General features: G+C 59.1%; 17 protein-coding genes and 1 tRNA gene. 16 read left to right on the top strand and 2 right to left on the bottom strand.

Annotation, left to right across the window (positions count from 1 at the left end):
• From MCRY_RS08375 to MCRY_RS08315, 13 genes are all read left to right on the top strand, one after another.
• On the top strand, window positions 1–969 hold the full coding sequence (locus MCRY_RS08375) for a type II secretion system F family protein (RefSeq protein ID WP_085629048.1): 969 nt from the start codon (window positions 1–3) through the stop codon (window positions 967–969).
• Between the two features lie 10 nt (window positions 970–979).
• The gene (locus MCRY_RS08370) at window positions 980–1,966 is read left to right on the top strand and encodes a type II secretion system F family protein (RefSeq protein WP_085629047.1); all 987 of its coding nucleotides are present in this window, start codon (window positions 980–982) and stop codon (window positions 1,964–1,966) included.
• Entirely contained in the window at window positions 1,963–2,523 is a 561-nt protein-coding gene (locus MCRY_RS08365) for a tetratricopeptide repeat protein (protein ID WP_085629046.1), read from the top strand. The genes MCRY_RS08370 and MCRY_RS08365 overlap by 4 nt, the downstream gene beginning before the upstream one ends.
• A 27-nt stretch (window positions 2,524–2,550) precedes the next feature.
• Entirely contained in the window at window positions 2,551–3,411 is an 861-nt protein-coding gene (locus MCRY_RS08360) for a tetratricopeptide repeat protein (protein WP_085629045.1), read from the top strand.
• Between the two features lie 8 nt (window positions 3,412–3,419).
• Window positions 3,420–3,911, top strand: a complete 492-nt coding sequence (locus MCRY_RS08355; RefSeq protein WP_085629044.1) for a prepilin peptidase — start codon at window positions 3,420–3,422, stop codon at window positions 3,909–3,911.
• A gap of 98 nt (window positions 3,912–4,009) precedes the next feature.
• Window positions 4,010–5,314, top strand: coding sequence for an ATPase (locus tag MCRY_RS08350; RefSeq protein ID WP_085629043.1), 1,305 nt, complete (start codon window positions 4,010–4,012; stop codon window positions 5,312–5,314).
• A gap of 158 nt (window positions 5,315–5,472) precedes the next feature.
• A tRNA-Met gene (locus MCRY_RS08345) sits at window positions 5,473–5,549 on the top strand.
• Window positions 5,550–5,669: 120 nt separating this feature from the next.
• On the top strand, window positions 5,670–6,617 hold the full coding sequence (locus tag MCRY_RS08340; RefSeq protein WP_238939523.1) for a DMT family transporter: 948 nt from the start codon (window positions 5,670–5,672) through the stop codon (window positions 6,615–6,617).
• Window positions 6,618–6,786: 169 nt separating this feature from the next.
• Window positions 6,787–7,764: a 1,2-phenylacetyl-CoA epoxidase subunit PaaA gene (gene paaA, locus MCRY_RS08335; RefSeq protein ID WP_085629042.1), complete on the top strand. Its 978-nt coding sequence runs from the start codon at window positions 6,787–6,789 to the stop codon at window positions 7,762–7,764.
• A gap of 28 nt (window positions 7,765–7,792) precedes the next feature.
• On the top strand, window positions 7,793–8,077 hold the full coding sequence (paaB, locus tag MCRY_RS08330) for a 1,2-phenylacetyl-CoA epoxidase subunit PaaB (RefSeq protein WP_085629182.1): 285 nt from the start codon (window positions 7,793–7,795) through the stop codon (window positions 8,075–8,077).
• On the top strand, window positions 8,077–8,838 hold the full coding sequence (paaC, locus tag MCRY_RS08325; protein ID WP_085629041.1) for a 1,2-phenylacetyl-CoA epoxidase subunit PaaC: 762 nt from the start codon (window positions 8,077–8,079) through the stop codon (window positions 8,836–8,838). Before paaB ends, paaC begins: the two co-directional genes overlap by 1 nt.
• 1 nt (window position 8,839) lies before the next feature.
• Window positions 8,840–9,298: a 1,2-phenylacetyl-CoA epoxidase subunit PaaD gene (gene paaD / locus MCRY_RS08320; protein ID WP_085629040.1), complete on the top strand. Its 459-nt coding sequence runs from the start codon at window positions 8,840–8,842 to the stop codon at window positions 9,296–9,298.
• Between the two features lie 15 nt (window positions 9,299–9,313).
• A complete protein-coding gene (locus MCRY_RS08315; protein WP_085629039.1) occupies window positions 9,314–10,378 on the top strand; it encodes a ferredoxin--NADP reductase in 1,065 nt (354 codons plus the stop codon).
• A gap of 3 nt (window positions 10,379–10,381) precedes the next feature.
• On the opposite strand, the gene paaK is transcribed toward MCRY_RS08315, so the two are convergent.
• A complete protein-coding gene (paaK, locus tag MCRY_RS08310) occupies window positions 10,382–11,692 on the bottom strand; it encodes a phenylacetate--CoA ligase PaaK (protein ID WP_085629038.1) in 1,311 nt (436 codons plus the stop codon).
• Window positions 11,693–11,708: 16 nt separating this feature from the next.
• Complete coding sequence (paaI, locus tag MCRY_RS08305) at window positions 11,709–12,137, bottom strand: hydroxyphenylacetyl-CoA thioesterase PaaI (protein WP_085629037.1); 429 nt, start codon at window positions 12,135–12,137, stop codon at window positions 11,709–11,711.
• 64 nt (window positions 12,138–12,201) lie between these two features.
• On the opposite strand from paaI, the gene paaZ reads away from it, so the two are divergent.
• The 3 genes from paaZ to MCRY_RS22835 all read left to right on the top strand — a co-directional run bounded on the left by paaZ (window position 12,202) and on the right by MCRY_RS22835 (window position 20,101).
• Window positions 12,202–14,235 (top strand): phenylacetic acid degradation bifunctional protein PaaZ, encoded by a 2,034-nt coding sequence (gene paaZ, locus MCRY_RS08300; protein WP_085629036.1) that lies wholly within the window; start codon window positions 12,202–12,204, stop codon window positions 14,233–14,235.
• Between the two features lie 47 nt (window positions 14,236–14,282).
• A complete protein-coding gene (locus MCRY_RS08295; RefSeq protein WP_085629035.1) occupies window positions 14,283–15,077 on the top strand; it encodes a PaaX family transcriptional regulator C-terminal domain-containing protein in 795 nt (264 codons plus the stop codon).
• A 104-nt stretch (window positions 15,078–15,181) separates the two neighbouring features.
• Entirely contained in the window at window positions 15,182–20,101 is a 4,920-nt protein-coding gene (locus MCRY_RS22835; protein WP_085629034.1) for a DUF4214 domain-containing protein, read from the top strand.
• The last annotated feature ends 251 nt before the right edge of the window (window positions 20,102–20,352 follow it).

Raw genomic sequence — 20,352 nt, 5'->3', positions numbered from 1 at the left:
ATGACACTCAGCGCAGAACCAATCGTCTACGGGCTAATCTTCATTGCCGTTCTGGTCCTCGTCGAAGGCGTCTATCTTGTCGCCTTCGGCAAGTCGATCAGCCTGAACAAGCGGGTCAACCGACGGCTCGAAATGCTCGACAAGGGCTCCAAGCGCGACGAAGTGCTGGCCAAACTCCGCAAGGAGATGGACCAGCACATGAGTTCGCGCGGGTTGCCGCTCTATTCGATCCTCGCTGACCGAGCGCAGAAAGCCGCGATTGCCTTTACACCGCAGCAACTGATCATGGTGATGATCGGTGTGAGCGTTGTGGCGTTTGCAGGTTTGACGGTCGGCACTGAGGCTGGCCTCGCTGTGCGTGTTGTCATGGGCGTGGCGATGGGTGTCGGAGGCGTCTTTTTCTGGATCAGCAGCAAGGCGAATAAACGGGTCAGCCTGATCGAAGAACAACTTCCGGATGCCGTCGAACTGATGGTGCGCTCATTGCGCGTCGGTCACCCGTTTTCATCCGCGATTTCGATTGTATCAAAGGAAATCAAAGACCCACTTGCGACAGAATTCGGTATCATCGCTGACGAAGCCAGCTATGGGCGTGACATCGGCGAAGCCTTGAAAGCTATGGCCGAACGGCTCGACATGCAGGATTTGCGCTTCCTCGCCGTTGCAGTGGCCATTCAACAGCAGTCAGGTGGTAACCTTGCCGAGATTCTCGACGGTCTTGCCAAAGTGATCCGCGCCCGGTTCCGACTGTTCCGCCGGGTGAAAGCCATCACCGCCGAGGCGCAATGGTCGGGCAAGTTCCTGTCGGGCTTTCCTGTCGGCGCTCTGATCGTCATCCAGTTGACCGATCCCAACTACTATGACGAAGTGATCGACCACCCCTGGTTTATCCCGGCGTGTTTCGTTGTCGGCGCCTTCCTGATCGTCAACCTGATCGTGATGCGCGCGCTCGTGAATATCAAAGTCTGAGGTCCGGAACATGCAAGCCTTTAACCAATTCGCTTACAACCTGCTTGGCCCGGCTGGCCCGATGATCCTCATCGCCGGTCTGGGGATTCTGCTGTTGGTCCTCGCGATTCCGATGTTCTTCATGTCGCGCTCCAACCCGATGGATCGACTGAACAACCAGTCATCGGGCCGTCAAGAGGTAGACGCTGCCACACGTGCCGTACTGCGCGACAAGCAGAAAAACCAAAAGCTCAATAAATACGCGCAGTTCCTTGAACCTCAGGACGCCAAGGAACTGTCCGACGTTCGCATGAAACTGTTGCAGGCAGGCTACCGCACCAAGGACGCGGTCCAGGTCTATTACTTCGCACAGTTCGCTCTGGGCATCGGTGGCCTGATCATCGGTCTGGTGTATTTCTACCTGATCCTCGACCCGTCTGAGGCGACAACGCAACAGACCGTCATGTATACGCTCGGTCCGGGTGCAGCCGGATACATGTTCCCGAAATACTGGGTCACCAGCCGGATGCAGAAACGGCAAGAGGAAATCGAAAGCGGCTTTCCAGACAGCCTCGACATGATGCTGGTCTGCGTCGAAGCAGGCCAATCCATGGATCAGGCCATCGTGCGCGTCAGCAAGGAGTTGCGTGCGTCCTACCCCAGCCTTGCCGATGAATTCGAAATGGTCAGTTTCGAGATGAAGGCCGGCAAAGACAAAAGCTCGGTTCTGAACGACATGGGCGAGCGCTGCGGCGTGCAGGACGTGATGTCCTTCGTGACCGTTCTCAACCAAAGCCAAAGCTTTGGTACGCCGATTTCCGACGCGTTGCGGGTCTATGCGGCGGAAATGCGTGACAAACGTGTGATGCGTGCCGAAGAAAAGGCAAACAAGTTGCCAACCAAAATGACATTGACCACAATGATGCTGACAGTGCCGCCGCTGCTGATCATTCTTGTTGGTCCTTCGGTCATGGGAATTCAGCAGCTCGGCAGTCTCGGGAGTTCGATGGGGCAATGACTTTAGGCCGGTTTTGGCCCGCACTTTTTCTGATCGGATTGGCCGCCTGTGGACCGGGCGGCTTTTCCACGTCTGACGATACGGTGTTTGCACCGAGCGTCGACCCAAGAGGCGCGGTGGTCGATCAATTGACCGTAGGCCACCGACTGATGGCGGCGGGCGAATATGAATTGGCACTCAGCTCGTTCAGCCTAGCTGCTGCAGAACAGGGACTGACACCCGAGGTGCTGTTGTCGCTGGGATCTGCAAACCTCGCCCTTGGCCGCCTCAATCAGGCCGAAGATTTGCTGCGCCGTGCGGCCAAAGACGCCCCCGAGAGCCCCGATGCCTGGAACAATCTGGGTGTGGTGCTGATCGAAAAAGGCGAAACCGCCGAGGCCGCACAGGTGTTTCGCCGGGCATTCGGCCTCGACAATGGCGAAAGTGTTGCAATTCGGGATAATCTGCGCTTGGCTCTCGCAAAATTGGAAAATTCGCAGTATGATGCGGAAATAGAACAAGAATACAAACTTGTGCGGCGCGGCAGCAGTGACTTTCTAATCCGCCCGACACAGTAATGAGGCAGAGCAGTAAAGGACGCAAAAATGCGCCATCCCTTTATCGTGACCCTGTGCATTGCAGGGGCGGTTACGCTATCAGGTTGTGAACGCGGCATTGATACCGAAGCAGTTGACCGCGAATTCCAGGGCGTCAACGTCATTGACGGGACCAACCTGAACGAAGTCATGCTTTCGGTATCCGACCCGAACGAGGCAGTCGCGTATTTCCAGCGCGCCAGCAACGGTGAACCCGACCGGATCGACCTTGCCCGAGGCCTTGCCATTTCACTGATCCGCGCCAAACGCCATACCGAAGGTGTCGCAGCATGGGCGCGCGTGGTCGACAATGCGGCAGCCACGAACGATGACCGCGTGGAACTGGCGGATGCCCTGATCCGCAACAACGAGTGGGACCGCGCGGCGACTGTTTTGAATTCCATCCCCCCAACCCACGAAACCTACAAGCGCTACCGGCTTGAAGCGATGATCGCTGACAGCCAAAAGCAATGGGACAAGGCGGACAGCTTTTACGAAACGGCCGTTGGCCTGACCACGACACCTGCTTCTGTGATGAACAACTGGGGCTTCTCGAAGCTCACGCGCGGCGACTTTTCGGGTGCGGAACGTCTCTTCACCGAAGCGATCCGCAACGATGGCGCGCTGTTCACCGCCAAGAACAACCTCGTTCTCGCTCGTGGTGCGCAAGGCAATTACGTGCTGCCGGTCGTACCCATGAGCCAGATCGAACGCGCCGAGCTCTTGCACACGATGGGGCTTGCTGCGGTTAAACGTGGTGACGTGGTAACGGGACAGGGACTGATGCGCGAAGCCATCGATACCCATCCACAGCATTTCGAAGCGGCTGCCCGCAGCCTGAAAGCGCTTGAATCCAATGTCGTGAACTGAGCCGCCGCATGGATATCTCGGCGTTCTCGGCTTTGGTTTTCCTGCCTTTCGTGCTTCCCCTCTGCGTCTACGTGACCTTCTCGGACATGCGCGACATGCGTATTCCGAACCAGATCGTTGTCGCATTGTTTCTGGTCTTTGCAGGAGCCGGGTTGTTTGCGTTGCCGTTCGACGCCTATCTGTGGCGCTATGTGCACCTGATCATCGTGCTTGTCGCCGGGATTGCACTGAATGCGGGTGGCGCGATGGGTGCAGGCGACGCCAAGTTCGCCGCCGCCGCCGCCCCGTTCATCCATGTCGGCGACCTGCGGCTTCTGATGGCGCTTTTTGCGGCGAACATCCTCGCGGCCTTCCTCGCACATCGACTTGCCAAACACACCCCGCTGCGCAAGATCGCGCCGCATTGGAAAAGCTGGAACCATCCCAAATTCCCGATGGGCATGGCACTTGGCGGTACGCTGGCGCTTTATCTGTGCCTTGGCGCGTGGTTCGGCAGGTAGGCTGCCAACAACCTGTCCTGCCCTAGCCCTTCTGTTGCCACATTGGCCTGTCACGGTCAGCCAAAGATAAAACTGGCTGAACCGATCCGGGGCGATCCATGAACATGCAGACCAGCGCCGTGATGGCGCCTCCTCCTCCCAAGCGCATGGAAGACATGCAGCTGCAACCGGTCATGATGCGCGACATCCTCCTCAAGACGATGTTCCGCAAGAACGTGTCGACCGCGACCGCGATTGCGCAAAGCGTCTGCCTGCCGGTGCCGATCTCGCAGGAACTCATAGATCTGGCACGCAGTCAGTTGCTCTTGGAAGCCACTGGCACACTCAATGCCAACAATGGCAGCGAGATGGGCTACCAATTGACCGATGCGGGCAAAGCTCGTGCGCTCGACGCCCTTGCGCAGTCCGAATATTACGGCGCGATGCCGGTGCCGCTTACAGTTTATGCTGAACAGGTCAAACGCCAGTCGATCCGCAACATCCATATTTCACGCCAGCAATTGACCGATGCGATGGGGCATCTGATCCTCCCACCCGACTTGCTGAGTAACTTGGGCCCCGCCGTCGGCGCAGGACGGTCGATCCTGATGTACGGGCCGCCGGGGAACGGGAAATCCTCGATCTCGAACGGCATCCGCGACGCGATGGGCGACAAGATCTACATTCCCCACGCCATCGAATATGCAGGTCAGGTCATCACGGTCTATGACCCAATCGTGCACAGCGCCGCTGAAACCGGAGGCTCTGCCACCGGGCTGCGCCTGACCAACCGGTTCGACACGCGCTATGTGCTCTGCGCCCGCCCCACGGTGATCACGGGGGGTGAATTGTCGCTCGATATGCTGGATTTGGTCTATAACCCGACAGCCCGCACCTATCAGGCGCCGCTGCAGCTCAAATCCACCGGCGGCATCTTCATCGTCGACGACCTTGGCCGCCAAGCCGAACCGCCCCAGAAGCTGGTCAACCGCTGGATCGTTCCGCTGGAAGAGGCACGCGATATTCTGGCGCTGCAATCGGGTGAAAAGTTCGAAGTGCCGTTCGACACGCTTGTGATCTTCTCGACCAACTTCCACCCGAACGAAATCTTCGACCAAGCCGCGTTGCGCCGGATCTTCTTCAAGATCAAGATTGACGGACCCGACCAGCAGAACTTCCTCAAGATCTTTTCGATGGTGGCAAAGAAAAAGAAGATGGCGCTGTGTGAAAAATCGCTGATCCACCTTCTGAAGACCAAGTACCCGACGATCAAGAACGTCTATGCGAACTATCAGCCCGTCTTCCTCATCGATCAGATGATCGCGGTGTGTGACTTTGAAGGCTGGCCCTACAAGATGACGCCAGAACTGATCGACCGTGCGTGGGCGAACATGTTCGTCAAGGACGAAAAGATCGTCAAATAAGGGCAACGGGTAGACTTTCAGTCAATCGAAAATCGCGGACGCACAGGCGCGTCCGCACCAGCGCTAAATCACTTGGGTCATGCACACGTCCGCAGCGCAAAAAACGCACGATTAGCCCTTGACGCCACGCCGCACCGCTCGTACTCACGCGGCGGTCCGGCGCGGTAGCTCAGTTGGTTAGAGCGAACGACTCATAATCGTTAGGTCGGGGGTTCGAGTCCCCCCCACGCCACCAAAATCCCCAAAACCAATACCCGAATAACGGTTCTGCGGTCGGCATTATGTGCCCCTTCTATCGGCCCAAGTGTCGGAAAAGGAACAGACGGAATTCAGCGCAACGCACTAGACCGGACTCATGACACAGCTATCGCCAACCACCGTTTCCACAGATCGCATTCTGCCCGGTGTCGCCCTGATGCTGGGGTTTTGCGTCACGGCCCCACTTCTTGATGTCGCCGCCAAGCTGGCGTCAAGCAGCGTGCCCGTCGGTCAGATCACTGCCGCGCGGTTCATCGTGCAATGCCTGCTGATGGCACCTGTCGTCTGGGTCATGGGCTTGTCGCTCAAGGTGCCACGCGGGAAATGGATGGCCCTCACAATGCGGGCCCTTCTGTTGTTCACATCCACTTTCTGCTTCATCGCTGCAATCCGTGTGATGCCTTTGGCCGACGCGCTTGCGATCGTGTTCGTCGCGCCATTCATCGTGCTGCTGGTCGGCAAGTTTTACCTTAGCGAAGACGTCGGCCCCCGCCGCGTGGTCGCCGCACTGGTGGGCTTCGTGGGCGTGTTGTTCGTCATCCAACCCAGCTTTTCTGCCTTTGGTGCGGTGGCCTTGTTCCCACTTGGCACTGCCGTCGGATTTGCCTTCTACATCCTCGTGACACGGGGGCTGTCCCGGCAGATGCATCCTGTGACGGTGCAATTCTATACTGGCTTGATCGCAAGTGCGCTGTGCCTCCCCATTCTGGTTTTGGCCCAAGGCACCGGCTCTGTCCTTCTTGACCCGGTCTGGCCCGAAGGGGTTGCTTGGACCTGGCTGTTCGGCGTGGGTTTTTTCGCGACAGTCAGCCACATGATGATGACCTATGCGCTGTCATGGGCACCGTCTGCCACCTTGGCACCCTTGCAATACCTCGAACTGCCGGTCGCAACACTGCTGGGCTATCTGGTCTTCGGCGACTTTCCAAACACGCTCACCCTGACCGGGATCGGCATTATCATCGGCGCAGGTCTTTACATGATCCACCGCGAACGCGTGACCGCCCGCCAACTGGTAACCGAGCGCGCCGCACCGCCGATCTAAGTCAGTCAGGTTACATTCAAAGGGCTGCAAAAAAACGCAGACCTCAATGTGTTACTGATTTTCACAAAGCTATATGTATATGTAACATTAATCTTGCCGGGAATCGTTCGATGCCGTACCTTGCACCCAGCGCGGATCAGCCCGCCGCTCATGCGCGAAAGGTTCACATATGTACGCCCAGATGGTCACGTCCGAAGCGACACAAGACGACCCACAAAAGCTCGCCCAGTTTCAGGCGCGCATTGATGCAGGCGAAAAGATCGAACCTAAGGAATGGATGCCCGAGGGCTACCGTAAGACCCTGATCCGCCAGATCGGCCAGCACGCCCACTCCGAAATCGTCGGCCAATTGCCTGAAGGCAACTGGATCACCCGCGCACCAACACTGGAGCGCAAGGCGATCTTGCTCGCCAAGGTGCAAGACGAGGCCGGGCACGGCCTCTACCTCTACTGCGCCGCTGAAACGCTTGGGGTCAGCCGGGACGAACTGACCGAGATGCTGCTGGATGGACGTATGAAATACAGCTCCATCTTCAACTACCCGACATTGACATGGGCCGACATGGGCGCGGTGGGATGGCTGGTCGATGGCGCCGCGATCATGAACCAGGTGCCGCTTCAGCGCACCTCTTACGGCCCCTATTCCCGCGCAATGGTCCGCATCTGCAAGGAAGAGTCGTTTCACCAACGGCAGGGCTATCACATCATGATGAAGATGGCCCAAGGTACTGAGGCACAGAAGAAAATGGCACAGGATGCGCTCAATCGCTTCTGGTATCCGTCGCTGATGATGTTCGGCCCGTCAGACAAGGACAGCGTGCATTCCGCGCAGTCGATGAAGTGGAAGATCAAGATGAACACCAATGACGAGCTGCGGCAGAAGTTCGTCGATCAGACTGTACCGCAGGCCGAATTCCTTGGTCTGACCGTGCCGGATAAGACCTTGCGCTGGAACGACGAAAAAGGCGGCTACGATTTTGCAGAACCCGATTGGTCCGAGTTTTTCGAGGTGATCAAAGGCAACGGCCCCTGCAACACTGAACGGCTCGCGGCGCGCAACAAAGCGTGGGACGACGGCGCGTGGGTGCGCGATGGTCTGATGGCTCATGCCGCAAAGAAACGTGCGGCCAAGCTGGCGGCTGAATGATGACCCGCAGGCCGGAAAGGCAAAACACATGAAACACGAATGGCCCCTTTGGGAGGTTTTCATCCGAGGTCAGCACGGGCTGAACCACCGCCATGTCGGCAGTCTGCACGCGCCCGACGCGGAAATGGCGCTCAAGAACGCCCGCGATGTCTACACCCGCCGCAACGAAGGCGTTAGCATTTGGGTGGTCGAGGCGCAGCACATCACCGCGTCGTCACCTTCGGAAAAAGGTCCGCTTTACGAACCATCCGAAAGCAAGGTCTACCGCCACCCAACCTTCTTCGACATTCCCGACGAAGCGGGTCACATGTGATGACCGACCAGACTGCCTTGTTCGAATACCTCTTGCGACTGGGGGACAACACGCTGGTTCTGGGGCACCGTGTCAGCGAATGGTGTGGTCATGCTCCAGTGCTGGAAGAGGACATCGCTTTGGCCAACACCGCGCTGGACCTGATCGGGCAGACCCAGATGTGGCTTGGTCTTGCTGGAGAGGTCGAAGGCGCCGGGCGCTCGGCTGATGATCTGGCCATGCTGCGCGACGTCTGGGATTTCCGCAACCTGCTGCTGGTCGAACAGCCCAACGGCGATTTTGGCCAGACCCTGATGCGGCAATGCCTGTTTGACGCGTTTCATTTCGAACTGCTTACCGGCCTGACGCACGCCTCTGACGACCGGATCGCGGCAATAGCCGCCAAGGCGCTGAAAGAAGTGACCTACCACCTCGACCGCTCCTCCGAGACCGTGATCGGTCTGGGCGATGGAACCGAGGAAAGCCACCGTCGGATGCAAGCGGCGCTTGATCTGCTTTGGCCATATGTCGGAGAAATGTTCACACCCGACGCCGTTGACGACGCCATGCACGCCGCCGGGATCGCCCCCGATCTGATCGCCATGCGGGCCCGCTACGACGCACGGCTAAAAACCATTCTGTCCGAGGCGACACTGACCAAACCCGACAGCAGTTATGCCCAATCTGGTGGCAAGACTGGCTTTCGGCATACCGAACACCTTGGCCATATGCTGACCCAGATGCAGTGGCTGCAACGCGCCTATCCCGGTGCGACCTGGTGACATGACACCCGATGTGTCCACAATCTGGGGCTGGCTCGATCAGGTGCCGGACCCCGAAATACCGGTGATCTCGGTTGTCGATCTTGGCATCGTGCGGGACGTTGTTTGGCAGGGCGACACGCTCGAAGTCGCCGTGACCCCAACCTATTCGGGCTGCCCCGCCACATCCGTGATCGCGATGGACATCGAAACCGCTCTGTACGACCGGGGCATCACAAACGTACGGATCAAGACCCAGATCGCCCCACCCTGGACGACCGACTGGCTGTCCGACAAAGGCCGCGCCAAGCTGACCGAATATGGCATTGCGCCGCCCTCGCCCGCTGGTGGCCCCGACGCCTGCCCGCGCTGCAGCAGCACACACCTGACCCGGATCAGCCAGTTCGGCTCTACCCCATGCAAAGCGCATTGGCGGTGCGACGACTGTCTTGAGCCATTCGACTATTTCAAATGTATCTGACCGCAAGGCGCTGACATGGCACGCTTCTTCCCCCTGACCGTCACCGATGTCGATCGCACCACCCGCGAGGCCGTCGCCGTAACCCTTGAGGCCCGCGACGGCGGGAATTTCTCGTTCACCCAAGGCCAATATCTGACCTTCAAACGCGATTTCGATGGCACTGAATTGCGGCGCTCCTATTCCATCTGCTCTGGCGTCAATGAAGGCGTGTTGCGGGTGGGCATCAAGAAAGTCACCGACGGCGCGTTTTCCCGCTGGGTCAATGAAGACCTCACGCCCGGCATGACCATCGACGCGATGGAACCGATGGGCAAATTCCACACCCCCATCGAACCGGACAAGGCCAAGACCTACCTCGCATTTGCGGGCGGTTCAGGGATCACCCCCGTTCTGTCGATCCTGAAAACCGTTCTAGCTGCAGAACCCCTATCGCGTTTCACGCTGGTCTATGCCAACCGCAGCGTCAGCACGATCATGTTTCGGGAAGAGCTGGAAGACCTCAAGAACACCCACATGGGGCGCTTCACCGTCATCCACATCCTCGAGACCGACGCGCAGGACATTGACCTCTTTCAAGGCCGTGTCGACGGCGAAAAATGCACTGCCCTGTTCACCCACTGGATCGACATCGAAAGCGTCGACATCGCGTTCATCTGCGGGCCAGAGCCGATGATGAAAGCCATCGCGCAATCCCTTGGCGACCATGGGCTAAGCAAAGAACAGATCAAATTCGAGCTGTTCGCAAGCGCTCAGACCGGACGGCTGGAGCGGCGCACCAAAGCTGCCGATGGCGCCGCAACGGACGCAATCTCGGCCAGCATCACGCTGGACGGAATGACCCGCAGTATTGAGATGGGCCGGGACATGACCATCCTCGAAGCCGCGCTCGAAAATGCGCTGGACGCGCCCCATGCTTGCCGCGCCGGGGTCTGTTCAACCTGCAAATGCAAAGTGTTGGAGGGCGAAGTGGACATGGTCGCCAACCACGCGCTTGAAGACTATGAGGTGGAACAGGGCTATATACTGTCTTGCCAATCCTACCCGATCACCAAGCGCGTCGTCGTCGATTACGACCAGTAACCGTCAGGCTGGATTGCGCTTGTCCACCACGCGCACGGCCTTGCCCTGCGAGCGGGCAACCGAGCCGGGATCACCCACTTCGACCTCGGTCGAAATGCCGACATGGTCCTTGATCCGCTTGACCAGCATGCGCGTCGCCGCTGTGCGCGACAGCTCGTCCGCCGCATCCGGTGTGGCCTCCACCAGCACCCGCATCGCGTCCATCCGGCCAGAGGTGTAAAGCTCGATCTGGAAATACGGGGCCAGTCCGCCCGTCGCCATAACCTCTTCCTCGATCTGGGTCGGAAACACGTTCACGCCCCGCAGGATCATCATGTCGTCGCTGCGGCCCGTGACCTTTTCCATCCGCCGCATGCTCCGCGCCGTGCCTGCCATAAGCCGTGTCAGATCGCGCGTGCGGTAGCGAATGATTGGCATGCCTTCTTTGGTGATAGTCGTAAAGACCAACTCGCCCTTCTCGCCATCGGGCAAAACCTCGCCTGTCGCGGGGTCGATGATTTCGGGGTAGAAATGATCCTCCCAAATGTGCAGGCCGTCCTTGGTCTCCACGCATTCGTTGGCAACGCCCGGTCCAATCACCTCAGACAAGCCGTAGATATCCACCGCGTGCATATCGAACGCGTCTTCGATTTCCAGCCGCATCGCGTTGGTCCAGGGCTCGGCCCCAAACACACCAACCTCAAGCGAGGTTTCGCGCGGATCAAGCCCCGCCTTATGGAAAGCCTCAAGGATATTGAGGATGTAGGACGGCGTGACCATGATCCCCTTGGGCTGAAAGTCGGTGATCAGGCCGACCTGTTTTTCGGTCTGCCCCCCACCCATCGGCACCACCGTGCCGCCCAGCTTTTCCACGCCGTAATGTGCACCTAGGCCACCAGTAAACAGGCCATAGCCATAGGCCACATGCACCATGTCCCCGGCCCGCAAGCCCGACGCCCGCAGAGACCGCGCGACCACGCTGGCCCACATGTCGATGTCGTTCTTCGTATAGCCGACAACTGTTGGTTTGCCCGTCGTGCCCGACGACGCATGAATCCGCGCGATCTGTTCGCGCGGCACGGCAAACAGGCCGAACGGGTAATTTTCACGAAGGTCGGATTTCAGGGTGAACGGGAATCTCGCAAGATCGGACAGGTCGTGCAGGTCATCCGGGTGCACCCCAGCGGCATCAAACTTGGCGCGGTACATCGGCACGTTGTCATAGGCATGGCGCAGGGACCAACGCAGGCGGTCCAGTTGCAAGGCGCGGATCTCGTCAATCGATGCGAGTTCGATCGGGTCAAGATCGCCCGGTTTTGGTGACAAATCCTTCATGCGCCCAGCGCCTCCCCTACGCTTCGTCGAACACCGTTCCCTTGATCGACCGCGACAGCCCCCGGAACTCGGCAATCAGCACCCCTGACTGGTTGGTCACCTGAACATCGGTGATGCCGCTGCGCCCGGTCAGCGAAATCTCGGTCGCCTTTGCACTCAGGCGGTCCCCCAACCGGCCCGAGGCAATGTAAGTGATCGAATTGTGCTGTGCGACGGTAACCTGATTACGGCTGTTACAGGCAAAGGCAAAAGCGCTGTCGGCCAACGTGAAAATCACCCCGCCGTGGCACATACCATGTCCATTGCAATGGTGCTTCTTCACCGTCAATTCCATGACAGCTTCACCTTCGGCAATATGCGTCATCTCCATCCCCATCCATTGCGAGGCATGGTCTTGCTGCCACATGTGATGGGCGGATTTCTGGGCGCGGTCGTCTGGTGTCATGGACGCGACGCTTGCATGAAGTTCACGCACGGTCAAATACTTAGGCAGGGAAAAGGGGACAACAATGACAGTTCAGGACATTCAGAGTTTCGTGACCGGTGACTGGCTTGCCCCGGACAGCGCCGCGCGCGATATCCGTGATGCTGTGACAGGTGACGTAATCGCACGCGCAGGCCGTGCGCAGGTCGATGCAAGCGCGATGATCGACCATGCGGTGAGCGTCGGTGCACCTGCTTTGCGGGCCATGACGTTTCACGATCGCGCCCGGATGCTCAAGGCGCTGGCTTTGTATCTGCAAGAGCGCAAGCAACTGCTCTATGACCTGAGCTTTTCAACCGGGGCCACGCAGAAAGACCATCTGATCGACGTTGATGGCGGGATTGGAACGATGCTTGTCATCGCCTCCAAAGGACGGCGCGAGATGCCGGACGGGCACGTTTATCTTGATGGCGGGCTCGAACAGTTGTCGCGCAAGGGCAGCTTTGTCGGCCAGCATGTGTGTACCCCGTTGCAGGGTGTTGCGGTGCATATCAACGCGTTCAACTTCCCGGTTTGGGGGATGCTGGAAAAGCTGGCACCCACCTTGCTCGCGGGCGTTCCGGCCATCGTGAAGCCGGCGACGACGACCTGCTATGTGACCGAAGCCTGTGTCCGGTTGATGGTAGACAGTGGAATTTTACCAAATGGTACAATTCAGCTTGTGACCGGCGGGTTGGGTGATCTGCTGAATCATCTCGGCGCGCAGGACGTTGTCAGCTTTACCGGCTCTGCCGACACAGCATACGCCCTGCGCAGCGCGCCGAACCTGCTGCGTAACTCGGTCCGGTTTGTGGCAGAACAAGACAGCCTGAACGCATCGATCCTTGGCCCAGATGCAGTCCCGGGCACGCCGGAGTTCGATCTCTTCGTCAAGGAAGTTCACCGCGAAATGACCACGAAGGCGGGCCAGAAATGCACCGCGATCCGCCGGATCATTGCACCGCAGGCGCAGGTCGATGCGGTGATCGCCGCATTGTCGGAGCGATTGCGCGATACGGTGATCGGAGATCCGCGTGATCCAGCGACACGCATGGGTGCCTTGGTGTCGGACGGGCAACGCCGGGACGTACTGGCGAAATGCGCAAGTCTGGGGAGCGAGGCAGAACGGGTCTTCGGTGATCCCGACGCGTTCGCCGTACACGGGGCCGACGCCAGCAAAGGCGCGTTCCTGCCGCCGATGCTGTATCATTGCGCCGACCCGGATGCGGCCAGCCATGTGCATGACACCGAAGCATTTGGCCCGGTGGCCACAATCATGGGTTACCGCGATCTGTCGCATGCCATTGCGCTGGTGAACCGGGGGCAAGGCAGCCTTGTCGCGTCCGTCGTCACCAATGACCCAGAGGTTGCCCGCGAGGTGGTAATGGGCGCGGGTGCCTTCCACGGACGGCTTTACTTCAACAACCGCGACAGCATGGCCGAGGCGACAGGGCATGGATCGCCCCTGCCCCATATGGTGCATGGAGGACCGGGCCGCGCGGGTGGTGGCGAGGAGCTGGGCGGCGTGCGCGGTGTGATGCACTACATGCAGCGTACCGCTGTGCAGGGCAGCCCCGATGTGATTGCCGCCGTGACGGGGGAATGGGTGCCGGGTGCATCAACATCGCAAGGGCCAGCGCATCCGTTCCAGCGCAATTTCGACGAAGTTCAGATCGGGGAAACCCTGCACACTTCAGAGCGCGAGGTGACGTCGGAAGACATCGAACACTTTGCCGAATTCACGGGTGACACTTTCTATGCCCACATGGACGAGGACGCCGCCAAGCGAAACCCGTTCTTTCCGGGGCGCGTTGCACATGGCTACCTTCTGCTCAGTTTTGCGGCGGGGCTGTTTGTGGACCCGGACGAAGGCCCGGTGTTGGCGAATACCGGGCTCGACACTTTGCGTTTTCAGAAACCGGTCAGCGCGGGGGACCGGATCAAGGTGCAGTTGACCGTGAAAAAGAAGACAAAGCGTACAGCAGATTACGGCGAGGTGCGCTGGCATGTGATCCTGCGCAATCAGGACGACGCGCCTGTTGCAGAATATGAACTGCTGACGATGAACGCGTACACCTGAACGCCTGAACGCTTGGCCTGAGACAGCACGCGGCGTATCGCTTGGCCATGACCGACGCAGACTTCGCCCAACTTGTGACCCGCGTTCTGGGATCGTCCACTCCAAGGGTGTGGTCGCTTCTGGTGACCATGTTCGGCGACTTGGCACTGGCTCCGCAGGCACGGCTGAGCGGTGGAACCGTAAACGCGATTACGGCTTCCATCGGTATCAAACCCGAAGCGACCCGCGTGGCCCTGCACCGTTTGCGCAAGGAAGACTGGATCGAAAGCCACCGCACCGGGCGGCAGACACGGTACGGTCTTACACCGCATGGGCGGACCCAAACCACAGCGGCAGCCCCGCGCGTCTATGGCCCGGCCCCGACTGACCAGCACGCCTATCTTGTGCTGGAGAACCCGACCCTGCCGACCGACTGGCACACCAAGCAAGACATGGCGACCACGGTGCAAATTGGACCTAAGGCGGTGGTGACCACAGCCAGCGCAAAGACCGACCAGCATCTTCAGCTGGTGCTGACCAACGAGATGGAATTGCCGCGTTGGATCAGCGACAAGCTGTGCCCTCCCGACATTCAAAATGCATCACGTGACCTATCCCAACGCTTCAGAAAGATTTTGGACGACCATGCGTTGGATGAACTGACCCTGTTGCAGCGCACAGCGATCCGTGTGGTTGTCGTACACGAATGGCGCAGGCTGATCCTGCGCACTCCTGCGTTTCCGGAAACCCTGCTGCCGGATCAATGGCACGGAGCAGAGTGTCGGACCGCGTTTCACAAGTTACTGACACGTTTGCCGGTACCTATTCTGGCGGCGTTGGAGGATGCGATCGAGGCAGGATAGTACAGTTTGCGTTGCGAAACCCAGTGGCAACAATTCGTTGACTCGCGCGCGAGACGTCGCATTACCTTAAGGCATGCTCAATTTCGGGCAACGGGGGATGTGGCATGACTGCCGGCAATGATCTGTTAGAATTTCAATCGAACCTTAACACAACAACTTCCGATGTTCAGACAATCCGCGCCGATGCAGAAAAGCTGGCGGCGGCATTGGATGCGGCGGCGACGGCGTCACAAAGCTACCTGACCTTCCGTAAAATCATCAAGGTGGCGGATGCGGGGTTTTCGGCCGCGCTGACCACGTTGAAGCTGTCGGAAAACGTGGCGCCGTTGCAGGGGCCGTCCCGCGCCCTCAAGGACGTGCTTGAGATCATTCAACCGCGTGTTGTGCAAATCAAGGACGCGACCGACCGCGCCAAGAAGATAGAACCGTTGCTGACCAAGATCGTGCAGGCTGACCGCGCCGTCGACCTGACGATCATGCCTGCGATCGTTGCAACAGATGAGACGCTGATTAATATCCGCGACAGCATTGACGAGATTGTCCGCGCTTTCGACCGCGTCTCGACACCAAACGGCATTCCCGAACTCAACCCGAATGCGGGCACAAACCGACCGGGGCGGGATGATTTCGAAGGTCTGTTTGACGAGGCCGATGATCTGGTGGCCCCGATCAACGTGGCGTTCGGCCCGGCGCAGGATGCCGCCGACGCTTATGATGATGTGAAAGCCCGGTTCAACGAGATCCTCAATGCGTTCGACGTCGCGGATTTTCCCGATCTGAACGCCATCTTCGGTGATCTGGTCGAATTCGATTCCCTGTTCGACGGGCTGGGTGTGATCCTTGACATCGTCGAAGCTGCGCTGCGCCCAATCCAGCCTTTGCTCGATGCAATCGGTGCGGTGTTCGACCTTGTGGTCGCGCCGGTGATCGACTTTCTGAACGAAGAACTGGGTGTCGATGCCTTGTTCGAGGAACTGGCAAGCCTGCTTGATCCATTGTTCCCGGATATCGACCTGTTCGACGGGTTCATGAGCGTCGTCGACGATCTGGAAAGCCTGCTGGATCAACTGGACTTCAACTTCTTCGACGTGCCGGATTTCACCGAGATCGCGCTGGAGGCTTTCGACATTTTCGACGTCACCTTCCAGACGATCGAATTGAACGCGCTTTCGTTGCTGGATGGCCCTGCCTTGCGCCTAGGTGATCCGACGGCTGACACGATGTACGGCACAGGGGGCGACGAGGCGTTCGACCCAGCCGGGGGCGACGACCTTGTGCTCGCGAATGATGGCAATGACATTATCGTCGCAAGCGGCGGCGAAGACACGATCATCGGCGGCGATGGGATCGACCGTGTGGTGTTTGCCGGGGAACTGGTCGAGTACGATTTCACCCGCAACGATGCGACCAACGAGTTGATCTTTACCCATACGGATGTCGGCAGGCATGGGTTCAACGAGGGGATCGAGATCGTGACCGAGGTCGAGTTCTTCGACTTCGGCACCGAGACCTTTACCAAGGAACAATTCGAAGCTGCGGTGGTGGGCGTGTCGGTGCTGGACGACGAGCCGGGGCCGAACGGAGAAGTGACCAGCGACGAAAGCGAGCTGATCTTCCTCAATCCGGGCGGCACCTTGATCGACGGGCTGGAGTTGAACGGTGAAGTCTTCAACGACATGAATGTCGTCTATGGGCTGGGTGGAGATGACCGCATTCAGGGCACACTTGGGCGCGATTTCATCTTCGGAGGTCCGGGCAATGACTTGATCATCCCACGCACCGGGGTCGATGCGCTTGACGGTGGGCCGGGCAGCGACACGTTTCAGGTGTTCGATCTGGGGCGCAATTCGCCGGTGACGGTCAATCTTGAAACAGGGTTCGCGAGCGCAGACGGCGATATCAATCAGGTTTTCGATATCGAGAATGTCATCATCCAGAATGGCAGTTCCATGCAAATCTACGGCAACGACAGCGCCAACACGTTGTTCTCGGGTCGGGGGCGGGACATGCTGTCGGGGCGCTCTGGCGATGATGCGCTTTTTGGCAACGAAGGGCGCGACGTGCTGTGGGGTGGTCAAGGTGTCGACTCTCTTCGCGGTGGCGACAGCAACGACTTTCTGGGCGCGCTGAACACATCCGACAATGGCGGCGCTGAGCTTTATGATGGTGAGGCGGGCATCGACACGCTGAGCTATGCGACCGGGCGGGACGAGATCAACAAATTCCTGTCCAACGACCAGTTCTATCTCGGCATGCTCAACATCGCGATGGAGGACAAGGCAACGACCGGCCCCGTGGTGATCCGTGCCGCTGATGGCGAGATTGACCGATTGAATGGGTCGGGTCAGGTGATCGCCACGGACATTGCGTTGAACATCGAACATTTCATCGGGTCGGATTCCGACGACACGATTTACGGCGCAGGGGATTCCCTGAACCGGATCGACATTGGCGGGGGGGGCGGCAATGACACGATGTATTCGTGGGGCGCCGATGATGTGAATGGCGGGCGCGGTGACGACCTGTTGATTGCCGAGCGTGGGCCGCAAGGGGGCCGGATTGCCGGGAACTTTGACGGTGGCAACGGCTTCAACACGCTGGACCTGCGGCCCGTGGGCGATGCGCGGTTCATCCTTCTGACCAGCAGTGGCAGTGGGAACCTACGCTTTGTCGCGGCCGACAAGGATTACACCGGGCGGGAAATCGACGCGCGCGGCGAAGGTTTTGGCATTGATAATATTGGTGAATTCCTATTGGGCGAAAATAATGACTACGTGACATGGGGCACCGGTGGTGACGCGACCATTCGCGGTGCGGGGGGCGATGATCATCTCGAATCCGTCAGCAGCGATGGCACGCAAAGCCCGACCTTCTATGGCGATGCGGGCAACGATCTGATCATTATCGGCAACGGCGGCAACGCATTTGGCGGTATCGGCGACGACCGGATCGAAGTCACCTCGGGCGGCGAGATCACCGCCGACGGTGGCGAGGGCAACGACACATTCTACGTCACCCGCATGAACAACGAACTTAGCGGTGGCGCGGGATATGACACGCTGATCCTTGAGCCGCGCTTTGGGGAAGGCATCTCGGTCAACCTTGCCAACGGGACGGCGGTTTCCGACACCTATATCGACCTCGACACCATCACCGGGATCGAAGCACTGGTGACCTCGGATGCGAACGACACCGTTGTCGGCAGCGACAACTCTGACCGCATCATCACGCGCGCAGGCAATGATACGGTGACCGCAGGAGATGGTGCCGATCAGATATTCGGCGGCGACGGGCGTGATACGATACGGGGTGAAGGCGATAACGACACAATCAATGGCGGTGCGGGTGACGACATCGTAGATGGCGGTGATGGCACGGATACGGTGGATTATGCCTTCGCCAGCTATGGCGGCGCCGAGGGCGAGATCGTGGCGCAGGTCTTTTCCGGAGCCGTGGTGGACCTTGCCGATGAGCGCGGTGGGCGCGCGGGCGAAAACGATACGCTGATCAGCGTCGAAAACGTCTTTGGCACCTTGCTGGATGATGACATCACCGGCGACGGCGCAAACAACCTTCTGTCGGGCGGCGCAGGGGTGGACACGCTTAGCGGTGGCGGCGGTGACGATATCTTGATTGCGGGTGGTCACAATTCGACCACCGCCGAGGATGAGCTTTATGGCGGCGGTGGCAATGACCGCATGGTGATCGGAGCAAATTCGTTTTTTGCCGATGGGGGCGACGGGACAGACACGCTTGATTTTTCGGGGGGCACCGACCTTGCCGAGGGCGGTGGCCGGACGCTGGCGTTGGAGATTGACCTGCAGGACCGCAGCCTGTCGCGAGACATTGAGGTGGGGCGCGTGGTTTGGGCCAATGATGGCAGCACATCATCGCGTCAGTTCGACGGTCAGTCCATCAGCCCGCGCGACGTGTTGCTGACCAATCCGCTGTATGCGCGGTCGGCCTCGGATCTGGCGGTCCGTTTGCCGACTGGCGAAGAAACTGAGGACGACATTCCCAGCTTTGCGATTGAGATCACGTCATCCACGCAATCGAACGGCCAGATTTCAAACATCTTCACCAGCATAGAAAACGTCCTTGGGACAAAAGGCGCAGATGTGATCCGGGGGGACAGCACGGGGAACCTTCTCGAAGGTGCTGAGGGCGATGATACTCTTGAAGGGCGCGCGGGCGACGACAATCTTGACGGTGGCGCGGACACGGACACCGCGTTCTTTTCTGGCGATCAGGCGAACTACACCCTCACGATCAGCGCCTCCTCGGTGACAATTACCGATCGGCGCGACGGCGGCAATGGGACCGATACACTGACTGCGATCGAAGCGCTGGATTTCGACACGGACTTCAACGGCGCGCCGTTCAACCTTGAACAATTCGGCGGATTGGCGCAGCTTTCGCGGGCGGACTTAGAGACCTTTATCGAACTCTATATCGCCTATTTCAACCGCGCGCCCGACGCGGTGGGTCTGTCCTTCTGGGGCACCGCCTTTGCGAACGGTGTGACGCTTGAGCAATCGGCGAGCTTTTTCATCGACCAGCCAGAGACGCGGGCCACCTACCCGTCCGACCTGTCGAATGCCGATTTCGCGACGGCCGTTTACGACAATGTCCTTGGGCGCATCCCGGATCAGGACGGGTTCGACTTCTGGGTCGACGCGCTGGACAGTGGCACTGTCGGCAGGGATCAATTCATCCTAGCCATTCTGGGCGGAGCCAAAGCCGATCCGCCCAGCGGGGCAAGCCAGGACTTCATCGACCAGCAATTGGCTGACCGACAATACCTGAGCGACAAGACCGATATCGGCGCGTATTTCGCGGTCACCAACGGGATGTCGGATGTCGGCAATGCTTCGGCGGTGATGGCGGCGTTTGACGGGTCCGAGGGCAGCATTCAGGATGCGATCAACGCCACAGATGAGTTTTATGCCGACGCGCTGGCTTCCGATGGCGGGGAGTTTATCCTTCAGGTGGTCGGCGTGCTGGACGATCCCTTTGCGCTTTGACACGCGGGCTCTGGCTGGTTGTCGCACCGCCTGGGCGCATGGTTTTCTGTGGGTGCCTACGTTTTCACCGGAACAAGTGGGGGCGACGTTGAGCCTTGCTCTGCAAAGATGAACCAGTCACGCAGCTTGCTTTAGGGGATCGCACTTTGGGATGAGTTGACGCGCCTTTACCAATTGTCGCGGTTGGTGCCTTACGGAATGTCTACCGGTGCGCTGAGCGTTGTCGCACGGGGGACTTCGGTGCTTGCAGT

The organism is Marivita cryptomonadis (assembly GCF_002115725.1).
Classification (GTDB): domain Bacteria; phylum Pseudomonadota; class Alphaproteobacteria; order Rhodobacterales; family Rhodobacteraceae; genus Marivita; species Marivita cryptomonadis.
This window is presented reverse-complemented; position numbering and strand designations above follow the sequence as displayed.